Origin of the sequence: Streptomyces sp. P6-2-1, assembly GCF_050613165.1 — a bacterium.
Lineage (GTDB): Bacteria > Actinomycetota > Actinomycetes > Streptomycetales > Streptomycetaceae > Streptomyces.
In genome coordinates, this window is the sequence record NZ_CP192513.1 from 1,981,228 (window position 1) to 2,000,053 (window position 18,826).

Annotated in this window: 9 protein-coding genes; 3 read left to right on the forward strand and 6 right to left on the reverse strand. The window is 72.1% G+C overall.

The window, feature by feature from the left end:
• Positions 1-29: 29 nt before the first annotated feature.
• The 4 genes from ACQYWQ_RS08725 to proB all read right to left on the reverse strand — a co-directional run bounded on the left by ACQYWQ_RS08725 (position 30) and on the right by proB (position 3,970).
• Positions 30-590: a hypothetical protein gene (locus ACQYWQ_RS08725; protein ID WP_431033520.1), complete on the reverse strand. Its 561-nt coding sequence runs from the start codon at positions 588-590 to the stop codon at positions 30-32.
• Positions 591-754: 164 nt separating this feature from the next.
• Complete coding sequence (locus tag ACQYWQ_RS08730; RefSeq protein WP_431033522.1) at positions 755-2,038, reverse strand: glutamate-5-semialdehyde dehydrogenase; 1,284 nt, start codon at positions 2,036-2,038, stop codon at positions 755-757.
• A gap of 139 nt (positions 2,039-2,177) precedes the next feature.
• Positions 2,178-2,627 carry a hypothetical protein gene (locus tag ACQYWQ_RS08735; protein ID WP_431033524.1) on the reverse strand — a complete coding sequence of 150 codons (450 nt, stop codon included), beginning with the start codon at positions 2,625-2,627 and terminating at the stop codon, positions 2,178-2,180.
• Between the two features lie 233 nt (positions 2,628-2,860).
• The gene (proB, locus tag ACQYWQ_RS08740) at positions 2,861-3,970 is read right to left on the reverse strand and encodes a glutamate 5-kinase (RefSeq protein WP_431039115.1); all 1,110 of its coding nucleotides are present in this window, start codon (positions 3,968-3,970) and stop codon (positions 2,861-2,863) included.
• A gap of 666 nt (positions 3,971-4,636) precedes the next feature.
• On the opposite strand from proB, the gene ACQYWQ_RS08745 reads away from it, so the two are divergent.
• Positions 4,637-6,766 (forward strand): hypothetical protein, encoded by a 2,130-nt coding sequence (locus tag ACQYWQ_RS08745; protein WP_431033526.1) that lies wholly within the window; start codon positions 4,637-4,639, stop codon positions 6,764-6,766.
• 88 nt (positions 6,767-6,854) lie between these two features.
• Here the strand turns inward: ACQYWQ_RS08745 and galE are convergent, their stop codons facing one another.
• On the reverse strand, positions 6,855-7,826 hold the full coding sequence (gene galE, locus ACQYWQ_RS08750; RefSeq protein ID WP_431033528.1) for a UDP-glucose 4-epimerase GalE: 972 nt from the start codon (positions 7,824-7,826) through the stop codon (positions 6,855-6,857).
• Positions 7,827-8,110: 284 nt separating this feature from the next.
• On the opposite strand from galE, the gene ACQYWQ_RS08755 reads away from it, so the two are divergent.
• Complete coding sequence (locus tag ACQYWQ_RS08755) at positions 8,111-11,122, forward strand: bifunctional glycosyltransferase/CDP-glycerol:glycerophosphate glycerophosphotransferase (RefSeq protein ID WP_431033531.1); 3,012 nt, start codon at positions 8,111-8,113, stop codon at positions 11,120-11,122.
• A gap of 42 nt (positions 11,123-11,164) precedes the next feature.
• Positions 11,165-14,755 (forward strand): bifunctional glycosyltransferase/CDP-glycerol:glycerophosphate glycerophosphotransferase, encoded by a 3,591-nt coding sequence (locus ACQYWQ_RS08760; protein WP_431033533.1) that lies wholly within the window; start codon positions 11,165-11,167, stop codon positions 14,753-14,755.
• A 78-nt stretch (positions 14,756-14,833) separates the two neighbouring features.
• Here ACQYWQ_RS08760 and ACQYWQ_RS08765 read toward each other — a convergent pair whose 3' ends face one another.
• Positions 14,834-18,595, reverse strand: coding sequence for a bifunctional glycosyltransferase/CDP-glycerol:glycerophosphate glycerophosphotransferase (locus ACQYWQ_RS08765; RefSeq protein WP_431033535.1), 3,762 nt, complete (start codon positions 18,593-18,595; stop codon positions 14,834-14,836).
• Positions 18,596-18,826 lie beyond the last annotated feature (231 nt).

Here is an 18,826-nt window from a genome sequence, read left to right on the forward strand (position 1 = left end):
GCACGGGGGCCGGACGGCGCGGGGCGGGCTCACGGGGTACGCGGCGTGGCCTGGACGACGGGGCGGGAGTAGTCCGGGGAGGCGGTGGGCGGTTCGGCCGCGCTCGCGCCCTGCTCGCTGCCCGCCGAAGCGGGGGGCGGGGCGAGGGGATCGTCGCCCGGGCCCGGGCCGCCGCGGTAGAGGGCGGAGAGGGCGAGGGCGACCATGCCGACGCCGAGGACGAGGGCGAGCATCCAGGCGACGGGGCGGTGCCAGCGGATGCGGCCGCGGTGGTCGCCGACGCGGGTGTCGCGGTACTCGTCGTACTCCTCGCCGCCGCCCCAGTCCTTCAGGGGGTCGTACGCCTCGGAAGGGTCTCCGCGTTCCTCGCCCAGGCGCCGCCCGCCGCGTCCGCTCGCCTCCGCCTCGGCACGCGCCTCGGCGGCCGCGAGCAGTCGTTCGACGGCGGAGGGCTCGTGGATACGGGCGCCCCGTACGAAGTCCTCGTCGAAGACCACGGCGGCGAACTCCTCGTCCGCGCGTCCGTGGTCGTGGTCGTCGTCGGGCTCCCAGCCGTCCGCGAACGGCGCGCCCCCCACGTCCTCCGGCACAGGATCAGAGTAGACCTGTGCGGGCGTTTTGGGCAGACGGTAGGAAAATTACGCGGGCGGTACGGAAATCGGGTGAGGTGATGGTGCGACCGGCCCCCGAAAGGGGGCCGGTCGGGGTGCCGACCGGCCCCGGGGCGGGATGGGCCCCGGGGCCGGCCGCGCGTTCAGCGGACGTGGCCGTCGCCCGTGACCACGTACTTCGTGGAGGTCAGTTCGGGCAGGCCCATCGGGCCGCGGGCGTGGAGCTTCTGGGTCGAGATACCGATCTCGGCGCCGAAGCCGAACTGGCTGCCGTCCGTGAAACGGGTCGAGGCGTTGACGGCGACCGTCGTCGAGTCGACCAGTTGGGTGAAGCGGCGCGCGGCGGCCTGCGAGGTCGTCACGATCGCCTCGGTGTGGCCCGACGACCACAGCCGGATGTGCGCGACGGCGCGGTCCAGGTCGTCGACGACGCAGGCGGCGATGTCGTAGGAGAGGTACTCGGTCTCCCAGTCCTCGGGCGTCGCGGGGACGACGGTGGCCCCGCTGCCGTCCGCGTGGGCCAGGATTCGCTCGTCGCCGTGGACCGTGACCCCGGCCTCGGCGAGCGCGGCGAGGGCCTTGGGGAGGAAGGCGGGGGCGATGTCCTGGTGCACGAGGAGCGTCTCCGCCGCGTTGCACACGCTCGGGCGGCTCGCCTTGGAGTTGATGAGGATCTCGACGGCCATGTCGACGTCCGCCTGCGCGTCCACGTACACGTGGCAGTTGCCCGTGCCCGTCTCGATGACGGGCACCGTGCTGTTCTCGACGACGGTACGGATCAGGCCCGCGCCCCCGCGCGGGATGAGCACGTCGACCTGGCCGCGCGCCCGCATCAGCTCGCGCACCGGTTCGTGGCCCTCGCCCGGTACGAGCTGCACGGCGTCGGCGGGCAGGCCCGCGCCGCCGAGCGCGTCGCGCACGACGCGGACGAGCGCCGTGTTCGACTCGATCGCCGATGACGAGCCGCGCAGCAGCACCGCGTTGCCCGACTTCAGGCACAGTGCGGCGGCGTCGACCGTGACGTTGGGGCGGGCCTCGTAGATGATGCCGACGACGCCGAGCGGGACGCGGATCTGCCGCAGGTCGAGGCCGTTGGGGAGGGTCGAGCCGCGGACGACCTCGCCGACCGGGTCGGGCAGCGCGACGACGCCGCGGACGTCGGCGGCGATGGCGCGGACCCGCTCGGGGGTGAGGCGGAGACGGTCGACCGTGGCCTCGGGCGTGCCGGCCTCCTCGGCGCGGGCGATGTCGCGGGCGTTGGCCTCGATGATCTCGGCGGAACGGACCTCGATCGCGTCGGCGATGGCGAGGAGGACGTCGTCCTTGACCGCGCGGGTCAGGGGGGCCAGCTCTGTTGCCGCTGCGCGGGCCCGGTAGGTCGTCTGGGCTACGGGGGTCATCGTGTCGTACGGGGAGAGCTGGGTCATGCGCCGAGCGTAGACCGGGGGCGGGAGTCGACGGTGGGCGTTTCACCCGGTGGACGTCGCGGGGCTCCGCCTCCGGCCGGTTCCCCGGTCGCCGGAGCGGCTGCGGGAGCGGGGGTTCCTGTTTGGCTGAAAACTGTCCCTACGATCCCTCGTCCCGCCCCCGGAACGGGTGCACCCCCACCGGCGCCGCGGGGAGCGGGCCCGCGTTCTCCGCCACCCGGTGGTGGTAGGTCTCGCGGTCGATGACCTCCAGGCCGACGATCTCCCACGGCGGGAGGTGGGCCGTATGGCGGTGTTCGCCCCACAGGCGCAGGGCGAGCGCGGCCGCGTCGTGCAGGTCGCGGGCCTCTTCCCAGTAGCGGATCTCGGCGTGGTCGGCCGCGTAGCGGCTGGTGAGGAGGAAGGGGTGGTCGTGGGCGAGCTGTTCGAGTGCCCTGCGCACATCGGGGAGCGGGGTGCGTTCGCCCGAGACCGAGAGGGTCACGTGCCACAGGCGCGCGTGCGGGGGCGCCGGGGTGACCTGTTCGGGCTCGCGGCGGCGTTCCTCCTGCTCGCGCTGCTCCCTGCGCCGCACTTCCACGTTCCGCACGCTGCTGAGCGTCCGGGGCCGTGCCCCTGGCTGTGCTCGTACCACCACGGCCTCCGTCCCGCCGGACCGCGGGCCCCCGCCTGCCGCGGGGGCCGCCCCCTCAAAGTGGAGCAGTCCCGGCCTCCGTGCGAAGGGGTTTTGCCCAAGCGCGACCCCCGGGGTGAGCGCTTTCGGCCGTGGGCGTGCGCTCGGGAACGCGTTCGGAGGGTGGTGCGAGGGAGGGGGGACGGGTCTCAGGGGCGGCGCAGCAGGACGAGGTCGTCGCGGTGGACGACCTCGCGCTCGTACTCCGGGCCGAGTTCCTTGGCGAGTTCGCGGGTCGAACGCCCGAGGAGCCTGGGCAGTTCCTCGGCGTCGTAGTTGACGAGTCCGCGTGCCACGGGCCTGCCGTCGGGGTCGCGGAGTTCGACCGGGTCGCCCGCGCTGAAGCGCCCCGTCGCGCCGGTGATCCCCGCGGGCAGCAGGGAGGCGTTCGCGCCGACCACGGCGCGTACGGCCCCGGCGTCGAGCGCGAGCGCGCCCTGCGGGGTCGAGGCGTGCTGGAGCCACAGGAGCCGGTCGGCGTAGCGGCGGCCGGTGGGGTGGAAGTACGTGCCGGTGGCGCGGCCCGCGAGGGCCTCGGCGGCGCGGCTCGCCGAGGTGAGGACGACGGGGACGCCCGCGGCCGCGGCGATCGCCGCGGCCTCGACCTTGGTGACCATGCCTCCGGTGCCGACTCCGGCGCGGCCGGCGCTGCCGATCTCGATGCCCTGGAGTTCGGTGGCGTCCCGTACCTCGGGGACGAGCGAGGTGCCGGGGGCCGCGGGGTCTCCGTCGTAGAGCCCGTCGACGTCGGAGAGGAGGACGAGGAGGTCGGCGTGGACGAGGTGGGCGACGAGCGCGGCGAGACGGTCGTTGTCGCCGAAGCGGATCTCGTCGGTGGCGACCGTGTCGTTCTCGTTGATGACGGGCAGCGCGCCCATCGCGAGGAGTTCGTCGAGCGTGCGGTAGGCGTTGCGGTAGTGGGAGCGGCGGCTCGTGTCCGCGGTGGTGAGGAGGACCTGGCCGACCCGGACCCCGTACCGCGCGAAGGAGGCGGTGTAGCGGGCGACGAGGAGGCCCTGTCCGACGCTCGCCGCGGCCTGCTGCCTGGGCAGGTCGCGGGGGCGGCGGGTGAGGCCGAGCGGGGCGAGCCCGGCGGCGATGGCGCCCGAGGAGACGAGGACGAGGTCCCTCTTCCCTGGGCGGCGCGCGCCGGCGAGGGCGTCCACGAGGGCGTCCACGCGGTCCGCGTCGAGTCCGCCCGAGGCCGTGGTGAGCGAGGAGGAGCCGACCTTGACCACGATCCTGCGGGCCTCGGCCACCCGCTGCCTTGCCGCTGTCACGCGCTGTCCCACTTCCCTGCCCGCTGGCTCCCCGGCCCGGCGGACCCGCCGTTCCGGTGTTTCCTCGTGTCGCGGCAATCTAACCGCGCGGGCGGGGCGGGCACCTCCGCGTTTCGTCTGGCGGACGTTTCCAGGGCCTTCCGGACCGTTTCCGGGCGTTTCCGAGCCCTTCAGGGGTATTGCGGGGTCGGTCCCGCGCTCAAGCGGGGGTCGGTCCCGCGCTGAAGCGGGGGTCGGTCCCGCGCTGAAGCGGGGGTCGGTCCCGCGCTCGGGTGTGAGGTATCGGACACCGCGTGCGAGCGATCACAGGCAACCGTCGTATTCTTCTCACACTCTTCTCAACAATGCCCTCGGGAAAGCCGGGCAGGACGTGGAAGGGTGGAGTGGAGTCGTCCTTCTGACCGGCGGGTTCGCTGATTTCACGAGCATGATCGAATACCGGACGGGCAGGAGGGCCGGACGGCGACAGCGGAACTTCCCCCAAGTGTTCCCGGTCCGCCGCCCGCACCCGCTACCCAAAGCGTCGCCATACCGTTGTACCCGACGGTCCGCGCCGCCGCGGGTCCCTTGTCACGCCCCCCTGTGACCCTGCTTCCGGATGTGTACGTGTCCTCTTCCCCGATCCGAGTCCTTGGAGTCTGAGTAGTGCCCCCCACCTCTCTCGCTCTTCGCAGTCAGGCCCTCGGCAGACTGCTGTCCGCCGCCGTTCTCGCCGCGAGCTTCGTGGCGTCGGCGGTGGGGGCCGCTCTGGCGCTGCCCTGGCTGCTCGTCGGCGCCTCCGCCGTGGGCCTGGTGACAGAACTCGTACTGCACCGCTGGCTGAAGCAGACGCTCGCGCAGCTCGGACGGTTGCGGGTGGACGCCACGCTCCGCCAGGTGCTGCGCGACCTCCTGCTCGTCGTGGGGGTCGTCCGCACCGCGGGGGCCGCGCACGAGGGCGCCTGGACGGCGCTGCTCCTGGGACTCCTCGGCGTGTACGGGCTGCACTTCGTCTCGCAGGGCGGCGCGATCCTCGTCCGCAGGACCCGCACGCTCCCCTTCGTGACCCGCAACATCGACACGAGCGGTCTGCGGCTCACGCCCGCTCCGCCCGCGCTGCTCCTGCGCAGGCCCGGGCACCGGCTGCTCGGCTTCGGGCTCCCCGCGACCGTGGGCCTGCTCGCCACCGTCGCCGCCGACGAGACCGGCTGGGCGCTCGCGGGGATCGCGGTCTCGCTCGTCCTCTCGTGCGCCGGGATCGTCCTGCTCGCCGTGCACCTGCTGCCCCGGCGCCGCGCGCTCAACGAGGAGCGGGCCCTCGCCTGGCTCGACACGTGGCTCGCCGCCTACCGCCCGACGACCGGGATGTACTTCTCGGGCGGCGCCTCCTCCGCGTACCAGGCGAACATGTGGCTGGAGCCGCTCGCCGAGCTGCCCGGACGTCCCGTGATCATCCTGCGCGAGCGGTTCATGGTGCAGAAGATCGCCGCGACGGACCTGCCGATCCTGTGCCTGCCGAAGGTCGCGCACCTCATGCGGATCGAGCAGTCGACGCTGAAGTCGCTCATCCACCCGTCGAACTCGGGCAAGACCTCGCAGGTGCTGCGGATGCCCGGCATCAAGCACGCCTTCGTCAACCACGGCGAGAGCGACAAGCTCTCCAGCTGCAACCCGTACGCGAAGGCGTACGACGAGGTGTGGGTCGCCGGGCCCGCGGCGCGCGAGCGGTACGCCCTCGCGGACGTCGGCGTCGACGACAGGGACATCGTCGAGATCGGCCGCCCGCAGCTCAAGGGCATCGACACGGCGTCCCCCGCCAGGCCCGTCACGACCGTGCTCTACGCGCCGACGTGGGAGGGCTGGGACGGGCAGCCGGGCAACACCTCGATCATCGAGGCGGGCGAGAACATCGTCCGGCAGCTGCTCGCCGACCCGAAGGTACGGCTCCTCTACAAGCCGCACCCGATGACGGGCTCGGTCGACCCGCGCGCGGGCGCGGCGAACGCCCGTATCCAGGAGCTGATCCGCGCGGCGAACGGCGGACGCCCGGCGGTCAAGGACCCGAAGGGCTCCCCCGAGCTGGAGCGGCTCGCCGCCGAGCTGGACCGGCTCACCGCGGCCGACTACCGCACGGGCTCGGACGAGATGGAACGCATGCTCGTCCAGGGCACGCCGTCCGGCGGCCGCGACAAGGCCGTCGCCGAGGCGACGCGCCGCTGGGAGGACGCCTACTGGGCCTCGCTGCCCGAGGACGCCCACCAGATCATCACGGACGCGCGCCCCGTCCTCTACTCCTGCTTCAACCAGGCGGACCTGCTCATCAGCGATGTCTCCAGCGTCGTCTCCGACTACCTCGCGAGCGGCAAGCCGTACGCGGTGGCGAACACGGCGGGGATCAGCGAGGCGCAGTTCCGGGCCGATTTCCCGACCGTACGGGCGGCGACGATCCTCACCCCCGACGCGGCGCGGATTCCGGACCTGCTCGCGGCGGTGCGCAACCCCGCGCGGGACGAGTTCGCGCGGGCGCGCGAGGAGCTGAAGCTGCACCTGCTCGGGCCCGACGAGCCGAGCGCCCAGTCCCGTTTCGCGCGGGCCGTCGAGGCGCTGTCGGCCAAGGCGCTGGAGCGCGAGGCGCGCCAGCAGGCCCGCGAGGGGGCGACGACGCTGGTGCCCACCCAGTCGGACCGCGTGGCGGCGACGCGTGCGGCGCGGGCCGAGGGCGAGGAGGAGCGGGAGTTCGCCGCGGACGCCCTGGCTCCCGCCGAGGCGGACTCGCTGGAGCCGACGGGGGACTGACGGCCCCTGCCTGACACGCCGACGGCGGCCTCTCCCCCGCGCCACGGGGAGGGGCCGCCGTTCTCGTCCGTACGGGCCCGGGCCGGGCTCAGGCGTGGAGGTGGCGCCAGCCCTGCCAGGCCGACTCGATCATCTCGTCGAGTCCGTGGCGCGCGCTCCAGCCCAGCTCCGCGCGGATCGCTTCGGCGGAGGCCACGCAGCGGGCCGCGTCGCCGGGGCGGCGCGGGACGACCTCGGGGACGAGGTCGGTGCGGCCGGTCGTCTTGAGCACGCGCTCGATCATCTCCCGTACGGAACTGCCCTCTCCGCGACCGATGTTGAGCCGCAGCGCGGTCCCCTCGGCGGCTTCGTCGAGGCGGCGCGCGGCGGCGAGGTGGGCCTCGGCGATGTCCTGCACGTGGACGTAGTCGCGCACGCAGGTGCCGTCCGGGGTGTCGTAGTCGTCGCCGAAGACGAGCGGCGGGCGGTCCGCGTCGAGGCGCTCGAAGATGAGCGGGACGAGGTTCGCCGCGCCCTTGTCGGCGAGTTCGGGCAGCCCCGCGCCGACGACGTTGAAGTAGCGCAGGGCGATGGTGCGCAGCCCGTACGCGACCGAGGCGTCCCGCAGCAGCCACTCGCCGACGAGCTTCGTCTCTCCGTACGGGGAGATCGGCAGGCAGGGGGTGTCCTCGGTGACCAGTTCGGGCTCGGGCACGCCGTACACGGAGGCGGAGGAGGAGAAGACGAGCCGGTCGACGCCCGCGGCGCGCATGGCCTCCATGAGGACGCGGAGCCCCTCGACGTTCTCGTGGTAGTAGTGCAGCGGCAGCTCGACGGACTCGGCGACCTGCTTCTTGCCCGCGATGTGCAGCACCCCGGTCACCCCGTACCCGGAGAGCACCGCGTCGAGCCTCGCCCGGTCCAGCACGCTCCCGGTCTCCAGCGGTACCCCTTCGGGCAGCCGCGCGGGCTCCCCCGTGGACAGGTCGTCGAGCACCACGACGGGCACCCCCGCCTCGACGAGCACCCGCACCACGTGCGCCCCGATGTACCCGGCCCCACCCGTCACCAGCCACGTCATCCCGGCACCTCTCCCTCGCTCACAGCAGCGTCGCAGCAGCGTCGCACAGCCTCGGCGTGACTCGAATCACCCCGAGGGGAAGCCGCGCGGTGAATCACCTTCCGCCCATCTGTCCGCATTTGCGATCAGATAAAGAGCGAAACGCGACAACACCACCCAAGCCAATAGCACTACCTTCTCTCAGGAAACTTCAAAAGAATCACATAAACTGTCGCAGCGCTCGGCCGGCTCACAGGGTCGCGCGAGTCCCCCGTCCTTCAGGTCCGTGGAGCAGGTCTTCAGAGATGCCGCGTTTCTCGATCGTCGTACCGGTCTACAAGGTGCAGGCATACCTCGGTGAGTGCCTGGACTCCGTCCTCGGACAGGACTTCGGCGACTTCGAAGTGATCGCGATCGACGACTGCTCACCCGACGTGTGCGGTGAGATCCTCGACCAGTACGCGGCGAACGACGCGCGCGTACGGGCGGTGCACCTGCCCGAGAACGTCGGCCTCGGCAAGGCGCGCAACGAGGGTCTGGCCCGCGCGCGCGGCGACTACGTCCTCTTCCTCGACAGCGACGACGTCCTGCTGCCCGGCAGCCTGCGCGCGATGACTGACCGGCTGGCGGCGGCGGCCTCGCCCGACATCCTCGTCTACGACTACGCGCGCTCCTACTGGGACGGGCGCCTCGTACGCAACTCGCTCGCCCGGCACCTGCACGAGGACGGCCCCGCCTCCTTCCCCCTGACCGAGCGCCCGGAGCTGCTCAACCTCCTCCAGGTGGCCTGGAACAAGGCGTACCGCAGGGAGTTCGTGGAACGCGCGGGACTCCTCTTTCCCGCGGGCTACTACGAGGACGCCCCCTGGACGTACTGCGCCCTGGCCGCCGCTGACTCGCTCGCCGTGCTCGACCGGGTGTGCGTCCACTACCGCCAGCGGCGCGAGGGCGGCAACATCCTGAGCACCGTCAGCCGCAAGCACTTCGACGCCTTCGAGCAGTACGACCGCGTCTTCGCCTACCTGGACAGCCGCCCCGAACTCGACCGCTGGCGCGGGCCGTTGTTCCGCAAGATGATCGACCACTACCTCACCATCCTGGAGCGGCCCGGGCGGCTGCCCGAGGAGGCGAAGGCGGAGTTCTTCCACCGCGCGGCACAGGACTACCGCCGCCGGGTCCCGGCCGGCTTCGAGCGGCCGCCCGGGCGCGACGGCTACAAGTTCGCGATGCTGGAGCGCGACGCGTACGCCCTCATGAGCGGCTCCGCCACCGCGGTCCGCACCCGCCAGGTCGTCAGGACCAAGGCGCGGAAGGCCGTCAGCGGCTCCAAGAAGCGCGCGATGGGCCTCTTCTACCGCTCGCAGCAGCACACCGACCTCGACGAGAACCTCGCGCTCTTCTCCGCGTACTGGAGCCGTTCGGTCTCCTGCAACCCCGCGGCGATCGACGCCGAACTCGCCCGGCTGGCCCCGCACATCCGCCGCGTGTGGGCCGTGCGCCCGGACAGGATGGACAGCGTCCCGCGCGGGGTACGGGCCGTACCGCTCGGTTCGCGGGACTTCTGGACGGTCGCCGCGCGCGCCAAGTACCTGGTGAACAACGTCAACTTCTCGGACCGCCTCGTCAAGCGCCCGGGGCAGGTCCACCTCCAGACGCACCACGGCACCCCGCTCAAGAAGATGGGCCTCGACCAGCGCGAGTACCCGGTCTCCACGAGCATGGACTTCGACGACCTGCTGCGGCGCTGCGACCGCTGGGACTACAGCCTCTCGTCGAACGCCCACTCCACGCGGGTCTGGGAACGCGTGTACCCCAGCCGCTACGAGACGCTGGAGACCGGCTACCCGCGCAACGACGCCCTCGTCAACGCGAGCGCCGCGGACGTGCTGGCCGCCCGCGTCGAACTCGGCCTCGCCGAGGGCACCACGGCGCTGCTCTACATGCCGACCCACCGCGACTACGAGAAGAGCTTCCGGCCCCGTCTCGACCTCGCGCGCGTCGCCTCCGAGCTGGGGCCCGACACGGTCCTCCTGGTGCGCGGCCACTACTTCTACAAGCCCTCGCCGCAGGTCGAGGAGTTGCGCGCGACGGGGCGGATCATCGACGTGTCCGCGCATCCCCGGGTCGAGAGCCTGTACCTGGCGGCGGACGCGCTCATCACCGACTACTCGTCGGCGATGTTCGACTACGCGGTGCTGGACCGGCCCATCGTGATCTTCGCCGATGACTGGGAGATCTACTCGACGGTCCGCGGGGTCTACTTCGACCTCCTGTCCGAGGCACCGGGCGCGCTCGCGCGCACGCAGGACGAGCTGATCGACGTACTCGGCGGCGGGGCCTGGCGCGGCGCGGAGGCCGACCGGCGGCGCGCCGCCTTCCGCGCGCGCTTCTGCGACTTCGACGACGGCCGGGCGGCCGAGCGCGTCGTACGGAAGGTCTTCCTCGGCGACGACCGCGAGATACCCGTGACCCCGCTCGCCGAACGCCCGCACGTACCGTCCCCCGCGGAACTCGCGGGCACCGTCCGCATCCCTTCGCCGGCGGGGAGGACCGGGAGGACGGAGAGGGCGGAACGGCCGTACGCGGCCGAGGCGGTGTACGCGGCCGGACCCGCGCCCGTGGTGGAGCCCGGCTTCACGGCGCGGACCGAAGGCACGGCGCGGACCGAGTCCGTACCGGAGACCGTGTCGGTACCGGAGCCGGAGTACGTCGTGGAGCCCGCGTCCTGGGTGGAGTCCGTGGCCTCGCCGGAGCCCGCTCGCGTCGCGGAGTTCCCCTCCGCCGAACTCCGCGAGGAGCAGCGCGAGGAAGAGGACCTGGACGACGAGCCGGACGCCGACGACGCCGGTTTCGCTGCCGCTGCCGAGACCCACACCGATGTCGACACCGAGACCGACGCCGATGTCGACACCGATTTCGACGCGGACGCCGACGCCGACGCCGACGCCGACGCCGACGAGAGCGTGCCCGGGGGCTCGGTCCCCGCCTGGGCCACGTCCGCGCCCGAGCCCTTCCCCGTTTCCGCCCCGCTCGACGCCGATTCCTTCTTCGGTCCCCCGCCCACGCGCGCGCCCCACGAGAGGGCGGCGGCCGCGCCCGTGGACGAGGCGCTCGCCGCGTACTCCGAGCTGTTCCCGCAGCAGGCCCACGGCATGAGCATCCCGCGGCAGCCGGTCCCCGTGAACCGGGCCGGTCACGGCTCGGACGAGAACCGGCTGGACGACCGCCCCGCGCCCGGTGGCCTCCCGCTCCCTCCCCTCTCCGGCGCCGGTGAGCCCGTCACCTCTCCCGAGCCGCCCGGCGCCGAGACGGCCTGAACACCTCACCACCTCACGCCCTGAAGAATGGACTCCTCCCGCATGGCTCCGCGCCTGAGCGTCATCGTCCCCGTCTATGACGTGGAGGCGTATCTCCCGGCCTGTCTGGACTCACTGCGCGCGCAGACCTTCCGCGACCTCGAAGTGATCATGGTCGACGACGGTTCGCCCGACGACTCGGCACGGATATGCGCCGAGTACGCGGCGGCGGACTCGCGCTTCAGGCTGGTGCGCAAGGAGAACGCCGGTCTCGGCGCGGCCCGCAACACGGGCGTCGAGCACCTGCACCCGGCGAGCGAGTTCCTCACCTTCGTCGACAGCGACGACACGGTGCCGCCGGACGCGTACCGGCTCATGGTGACGAGCCTGGAGGAGAGCGGCTCCGACTTCGTCTCGGGGAACGTGCTGCACATCAACTCGACGCGGGTGTGGCAGTCTCCGATGCACCGTTTCCTGCGGGACGGGGCGGCCAAGCGGACGCATGTGAACGAGAACCAGTCGTTGTTGGGCGACCGGACGGCGTGGAACAAGGTGTTCCGGCGGGCGTTCTGGGAGAAGCACTCCCTGGAGTTCCCCGAAGGAGTGCTGTACGAGGACACGCCGGTGATGGTGCCCGCGCATTTCCTCGCCGAGGCGGTCGACGTGATCGGCGAGCCGACGTACCACTGGCGGCTCCGGGACGGCGAAGGTGCCCCCTCGATCACCCAGCGCCGCACGGAGGTGCGGGGGCTGCGCGACCGGATCGCCGCGGTCGAGAGCGTCAGCAAGTTCCTGGCGGCACGCCCGGAACCCGAGGCGAAGGACCTGAAACTCGCCTACGACCGTTCGGTTCTCACCAGTGACCTCCGGCTCTTCCTGACCGTTCTGCCCGAAGCGGACGAGGAGTTCCGCGCGGAGTTCATCCGTGGTGTGAACCGTTTCCTCAACGGCATCGATCCCGACATCGTCCTCGGTATGCAGTCCCAGCCGCGGCTGAAGTGGCTCCTGGTCCGCAAGCACGCCCTCGCGGAACTCGTGGCCCTGCTGGAGGCCGAACGCCGGGGTGACCGGGGCGAGGTCGAAGGGCTGCTGCGCAAATACGCGAGCTTCCCCTCCGTCAAGGGAATCGGCGAGGTCCTCCCCAAGAAGGCCCTGCGGCTGGACCAGGACCTCAAGCTGTGGACGTCCTTGCGTGAGGTGTCCTGGCAGGGCGGGCGCCTGCGGCTCGCGGGGCAGGCCGCGATCCAGCGGGTCAGCCAGCCCGGCAAGCACAGCGCGGTGAAGGTCCTCGCGATCCAGAAGGTCGGCAGCCGCCGCCCGCTGCTGATCCCGACGCCCAACGTCCACACCCCCGAGGCGACCGCCGCGTCGAAGACCAGCGACGTCAACTACGACTGGTCCGGCTGGGAAGTCGAGATCGACCCGCGACGCCTGTGCAAGGGCGACACCTGGGAAGAAGGCGTCTGGCGCGTCGGGATGGCCATGACCTCCGGCGGTCTGCTGCGTAAACGGGCCATCAGCGCGAAGGGCCCCGACAGCCCCGGCGCTCCCCCCCACCAGTGGCTCGACCGCGACCACCGGCTCCTTCCCTTCGCCGAGAAGGGCGCCCTGCGGCTGCGCATCGAACGTGTCCGCGCGCTCGTCACGGGGTACCGCGAGGTGAACGGCTCGATCGCGGTCAGCGGCGAGATACGGGTGCCGGTCGGAGCGGGTGAGCGCGTCGCGCTCCAGGTCACCAACCGGGGCACGGGCGAGATCATCGAGTACCCGGTCACGGTGCGCCCCCAGGCCGGGGCCGACACGCACTTCGACGTCCTCGTCCCGCTCGCGGACATCGCGCTGCTGCCCGAGTACCCGCGCGCCGAGGAGCCGGACGCCACGACGCTCGCCGCGCGGCGCAACTGGAGCACCGCGCTCATCGTGACCGCTCCCGACGGCACCGCGCGCAACCTGTCCACCGTCGTGGCGGCGGGGCTCCCCGACGCGCAGTTCGCGCTGTCCCGCGCGCTCGCCCCCGGCGCCGAGGACTACGAGGTCGCCTGCCAGCCGGGCAACAACGGCTATCTCAAGTTCACCGGCCGGCCGCTCCAGGCACGCCTCACCAAGGTCGAGTGGACCGGGGAGCGCTTCGTCCTGCACGGCTCGGCTCCGGTCCCCCTCGACGAGGCCTCCTTCTTCGTCTCCGCGCGCAGCCGCAGCGACCAGAAGCAGGGCGAACTGCGCATCCTGCCGGACGGCACGTTCGTCGCCTCGTTCAGCCCCGGCCGGATGTCCGGGCCGCACAAGAACCTGCCGCTCCGCACGGGACGCTGGAACTTCCTCCTGCGGATTCCCGGGCGCCCGCTCGACATCCCGTTCGTCATCGACCGGCTCGCCGTGGAACGGTTCCCCGTCGTGGGCACGGTGGGCGGCGACACCTTCGAGTTCCAGGCCCGCTGGTACAACTTCCCGCAGCTCAACTGCCTCTCGGACCTGGATGTCAGCGAGCAGGGACCGTACCACCAGGCCCGTCTCCTGAAGAACGCCTACGAAGCCGGCCGCTCCCTCCCCCTGCGCGACCAGGTCGTCTTCATCAGCTTCAACGGACGCCAGTACTCCGACAGCCCCCGGGCGATCCACGAGGAGCTGGTCCGCCGCGGCAGCGACCTCGAACAGCTGTGGGTCGTGCGGGACAACCAGGTGGAGCTGCCCGGCACGGTGCGTCCGCTCCGTATGTGGAGCAAGGAGTGGTACGAGGCCCTCGCCCGCGCCCGGTACATCGTGACCAACGCGCACCTGCCGCACTGGATCGAGCGCCGCCCCGGACAGGTCATCGTGCAGACCTGGCACGGCACGATGCTCAAGAAGATCGGCCTCGACATCGAGGCACCCGCCTTCAACCCGGAGTACCACGAACAACTCCGCTCCGAGTCGAAGAACTGGTCGCTCCTCGTCTCCGCGAACCGCTTCAGCACCCCGATCCTCACACGCGCGATGGGCTTCGACGGCGAGATCCTGGAGACCGGCTACCCCCGCAACGACTACCTCCATGCCCCGGACAAGGAGAAGCGCGCGGCCGAGGTGCGGCGCGCGCTCGGGCTGCCCGAGGGCAAGAAGGTCGTCCTGTACGCGCCGACCTGGAGGGACAACCAGGCCCACAGCAGGGGGCAGTTCCGTCTCGATCTCCAGCTGGACCTGGAGGACGCCGAGCGCAGGCTCGGCCATGACCACGTCCTCCTGGTGCGCCGCCACTCGAACGTGGTGGACAGCGTGAGCGGGGCGGGCAACGGCTTCGTCTTCGACGTCTCGGACTACCCGGACATCGCCGACCTCTACCTCGTCGCCGACATCCTCGTCACCGACTACTCCTCGGTGATGTTCGACTACGCGAACCTCCAGCGGCCGATGCTCTTCTTCACGTACGACCTGGAGCACTACCGCGATGTCCTGCGCGGCTTCTACTTCGACTTCGAGCGCGAGGCACCGGGTCCGCTGATCCAGGACTCGGCCGAGCTGATCAGCGCGATCCGCGACATCGACACCGTGCGCGCGACGTACGCGGAGCGCTACCGCGGCTTCCACGAGCGCTTCTGCGGACTCGACGACGGGCAGGCGACGGGCAGGGTCATCGACCGGCTGCTGCGCAGGGGCGAGGAACTGCGCCACGAGAGCTGAGCGCGGGCGAAGCCCTGACCACGGCGCGGGGCCCCGGAATCCATCGGTTCCGGGGCCCCGCGCCGTTCCCGTGCGGCGTCAGGCCCCTTCCGCCCCTGCCCTCCCCGCGGTCCCCTCCGCCAGCATCCGGTCCACGACGCGGGCCGAGGCGTTGCCGTCGTCGAGGTCGCAGAATTCCTCGTGGAAGAGCTGGTAGCGCTCGCTGTAGTCGGCGACGACGCGGTCGATGTTGCGCAGGGCGGAGAGGAGTTCCTCCGTCGTGCGGACGAGGGGTCCCGGGGCGTTGCGCTCGAAGTCGAAGTAGAAGCCGCGCAGGGTGTCGCGGTAGTGCTCCAGGTCGTAGGTGAAGAAGACCATCGGGCGGCGCAGGTGCGCGTAGTCGAACATCACGGAGGAGTAGTCGGTGACGAGGACGTCGGCGGCGAGGTAGAGGTCGGCGATGTCCGGGTACTCCGAGACGTCGAAGACGAAGCCGTCGCCCGCGCCCGCCACACCGTCCACGGTGTTGGAGTGGCGGCGCACCAGGAGGACGTGGTCATGGCCGAGTTCTTCGCGGGCGCGCTCGGTGTCGAGCTTGAGGTCGAAGCGGAAGCGGCCCTGGCTGTGGGCGTCGTCGTCGCGCCAGGTGGGGGCGTAGAGGACGACGCGTTTGCCGGGCGGCAGTCCCAGGGATTCGCGGATCTCCTTGGCGCGCTCGGGGTGGTCGGGTGCGTAGAGCACGTCGTTGCGGGGGTAGCCGGTCTCCAGGATCTCGCCGTCGAAGCCCATCGCGCGTGTGAGGATCGGGGTGCTGAAGCGGTTCGCGGAGACGAGGAGCGACCAGTTCTTCGACTCGGCGCGGAGTTGTTCGTGGTACTCCGGGTTGAAGGCGGGTGCCTCGATGTCGAGGCCGATCTTCTTGAGCATCGTGCCGTGCCAGGTCTGCACGATGACCTGTCCGGGGCGGCGCTCGATCCAGTGCGGCAGGTGCGCGTTGGTCACGATGTACCGGGCGCGGGCGAGGGCGTCGTACCACTCCTCGCTCCACAGCCGCACCTTGCGCGCGGTGGGTGGCAGCGCCGCCTGGTCGTCGCGGACGAGCCAGAGCTGTTCGAGGTCGCTGCCGCGGCGGACCAGCTCCTCGTGGACGGCGCGGGGGCTGTCGGAGTACTGCTTGCCGTTGTAGCTGATGAAGAGGACGGCGTCGCGCAGCGGTCTGGCGCGCCCCGCCTCGTAGACGTCCCTGCGCAGGCGGGCCTGGTGGTAGACGCCGCGCTCCTCCGTGCGCAGTCCTGAGGGGCAGTTGAGCTGCGGGAAGTCGTGCCAGCGGGCCTGGAGGGCGAACGTGCGCCCGTCGGCCGCTCCCTCCACGGGGAAGGCCGGCACGGCGAGCCTGTCGATCGTGAAGGGCACGTCCAGCGGGTGTCCGGGGACGCGCAGGAAGAGGTTCCACCGGCCGCTCGCGAGCGGGAGCTGCCCGCGGAAACCGGACATGCGCGAGGGCGTGAAGCGCGCCTGGAAGCGCCCGCCGGGGAGCGCGCGCACCTCACCGGTGTGCTCCTCGAAGCGGTCGCGCGCCGTGACGACGAACGCGGCGCCTTCGAGGTCGAGCGGCGCGCTGCCGCGCAGGGTGTACGCGTCGTCCTGCCACGTCACGTCGGTGAGGCGGGCCTGGAGGGCGCGCCCGACGATCTTGAGGTAGCCGTTGTTGCCGCTCAGGAGCGCGACCTCATAGTTCTCCGCGCCGGGCGCGAGGCGCGCGGGCAGCCTGACCTGGAGGTCGTCGAGGCCGTCGCGCACGACGGTCGAGTAGTGGCGGCGCGGGCCCTTCGCCGGGATCACGACGAGGCTGGTGCTCCAGGTCCTGCGGGCGGCGAGGAGGGCGGAGGCGGCGGCGGGGCCGGGGGTGCCCGCGGGAGCGTCGGGCTTCCCGTTCTCCCGCGCGGGTACGGGCCGCAGGTCGGCGTCCGCGGTGGCGGTGCCCCTGCTCGCGTCGGCCGCCGCGCGGGCGTCCTCGCGTTCCTGGCCCGCCTCGGCGGTCTCGCCGGTCTCGGCGGCGCCGGTCCCCGGGAGCAGCCCGACCGCGTCGAGCGGCACCCGGACCGTGAAGTCCGTGTGCGCGCCGCCGGGCCGCACCTCGGCGCCGTGGTCGTGGATCTCGCCGGTCCTGCGGTTGGTGAGGCGCAGGACGAGCCGGTCGCCCTCGCCCATCGGGCGGCGCAGCGTGCCGGCGATCTCGACCGCGTCGTCCCCGAGCGCGCGGTGGCCGGTGACGAGGGCGTGGACGCGTTCGACGCGCAGCCGCAGCACTCCCCGCTCGCTGTACGGGAGGAGCCTGTAGTCCTCGTCGAGCCACTGGTACGGCGGGTTGCCCGGCGAGTCGGGGCCCTTCGCCGCGAGTCCGCGCCGCCGTACGAGCCCGCCGCTCGCGGTGACGATCCCGACCTTCCACACGCTCTCGCGCCAGCCGCCCGCGGGGCGCAGCCGGGCGGGGTCGATGAGGTGGCTGAAGCCGGACCAGTCGTAGTTGTGCTGCTTGCGGCCCGAGAGCGCGGTCGCCTCGGGCTGGCGGACGTTGCGGGTGGGCAGCACGAGCTTGCGCCCGGTGCCCTCCTCGGCGAGGGCGAGGGCCTTGACGGCGCTGAACGGCCCCGGCTGGTCGATCCTGTCGATCCAGGCATGCCCGGTGAGCCGCAGCCCGCCGTTCTCCCAGGACAGCTCCTTGAGGGTGGCGAACAGGTGCAGGTCGCGGTCGATGCGGTGAACGCGCCGGGGCAGCGGGCCGCCCGTGGCGGGGGCGGTCGCGTACGAGACGTACTTGCGCAGCCGCCCGTGGACGCGGCCTCGTCCGCCCTCGCGTTCCTCGGCGAGGATGCCGAGCAGCGCCTCGGTCTCGTGCTTGCGCACGAGGAGCCATTTGATGCGGGCCTGGGTGGGCAGCCGGTGGACGGTTCGCGGGTCGACGCAGTCGAGGAAGGCGTTGGCGGCGCGGACGAAGGCGGCGCGGTATGCGGCGTCGCCCTCGGGGAGGACCTTGAGGAAGGCCCACAGGTCGCTCATGAGGACGTTGCGGTCGAAGGCGGCGCGCAGTGGGGCGGCCTCGGGTTCGGGGCGTCCGGCGAGGAAGCGGCTCACCTGCGTGACGGCGGCCGCCCTGTCCCGTACCGCCTTCGGCTCGGTGCGGCGCTGGGTGATGGACGGGCCTGCCTCGCCCTCGCGCATGCGCCAGTAGTAGACGGGCTCGGAGACGATGTCGACGGCCTCGGCGAGGAACTGCGCGGGGACGATGACGGGGGTGTCCTCGTAGAGGACGCCGACGGGGAAGCGCAGCCCGTGGCGGTTCCAGAAGTCCTTGCGGAAGACCTTGTTGCAGGCGATGCGGTCGGTGAGGAGCTTCCGCTTGCGGGTCACGTGCGTGCGCTGCTCGGCGCCCGCGCCGAGGAAGCGGTGCATGGGCGACTGCCACACGCGCCGGGAGTTGATGTGGCGTACGTTGCCGGTCGCGAAGTCGGAGCCGCTCGCGTCGAGGCTCGCGAGCATGAGCCGGTAGGCGTCGGCGGGGACCATGTCGTCGCTGTCGACGAAGGCGAGGAACTCGCTCGCGGGGTGGGCCGCGTCGATCCCCGTGTTGCGTGCCGCGCCGAGCCCCTGGTTCTCCTGCTGGACGAGGCGGAAGCGCCCGTCGCGCCGGGCGTACTCCTCGGCGATGAGGGCCGAGCCGTCGGGCGAGCCGTCGTCGACCACGATCACCTCGATCTCGCGCAGCGTCTGCGCGGCGAGTGAGTCGAGGCAGGCGGGGAGGTAGGTCTCGACGTCGTAGACGGGGACGATGACGCTCAGGCGGGGCGGGACGGGAGACATGCGCCCCACGCTCCCAGCGGAACGCCCCTTTCGCGCGGAGAGATCCCCTTTTCGAGTGCTTTTATCGCACCGTCGGCCCCTCCTTCGTTTTACGGATTCCGCCGGGAAGGGGTACCCGCATCCGCCGACGGGGCCCGCGCGCACCCTCCGGTGTACGGGGCCCCGCCGGTCCGGCCCCCGGGTGCGGGCCCGGAGGCCGCGCCCGGGGGCGCGGGCCTCACACGGCCGCGC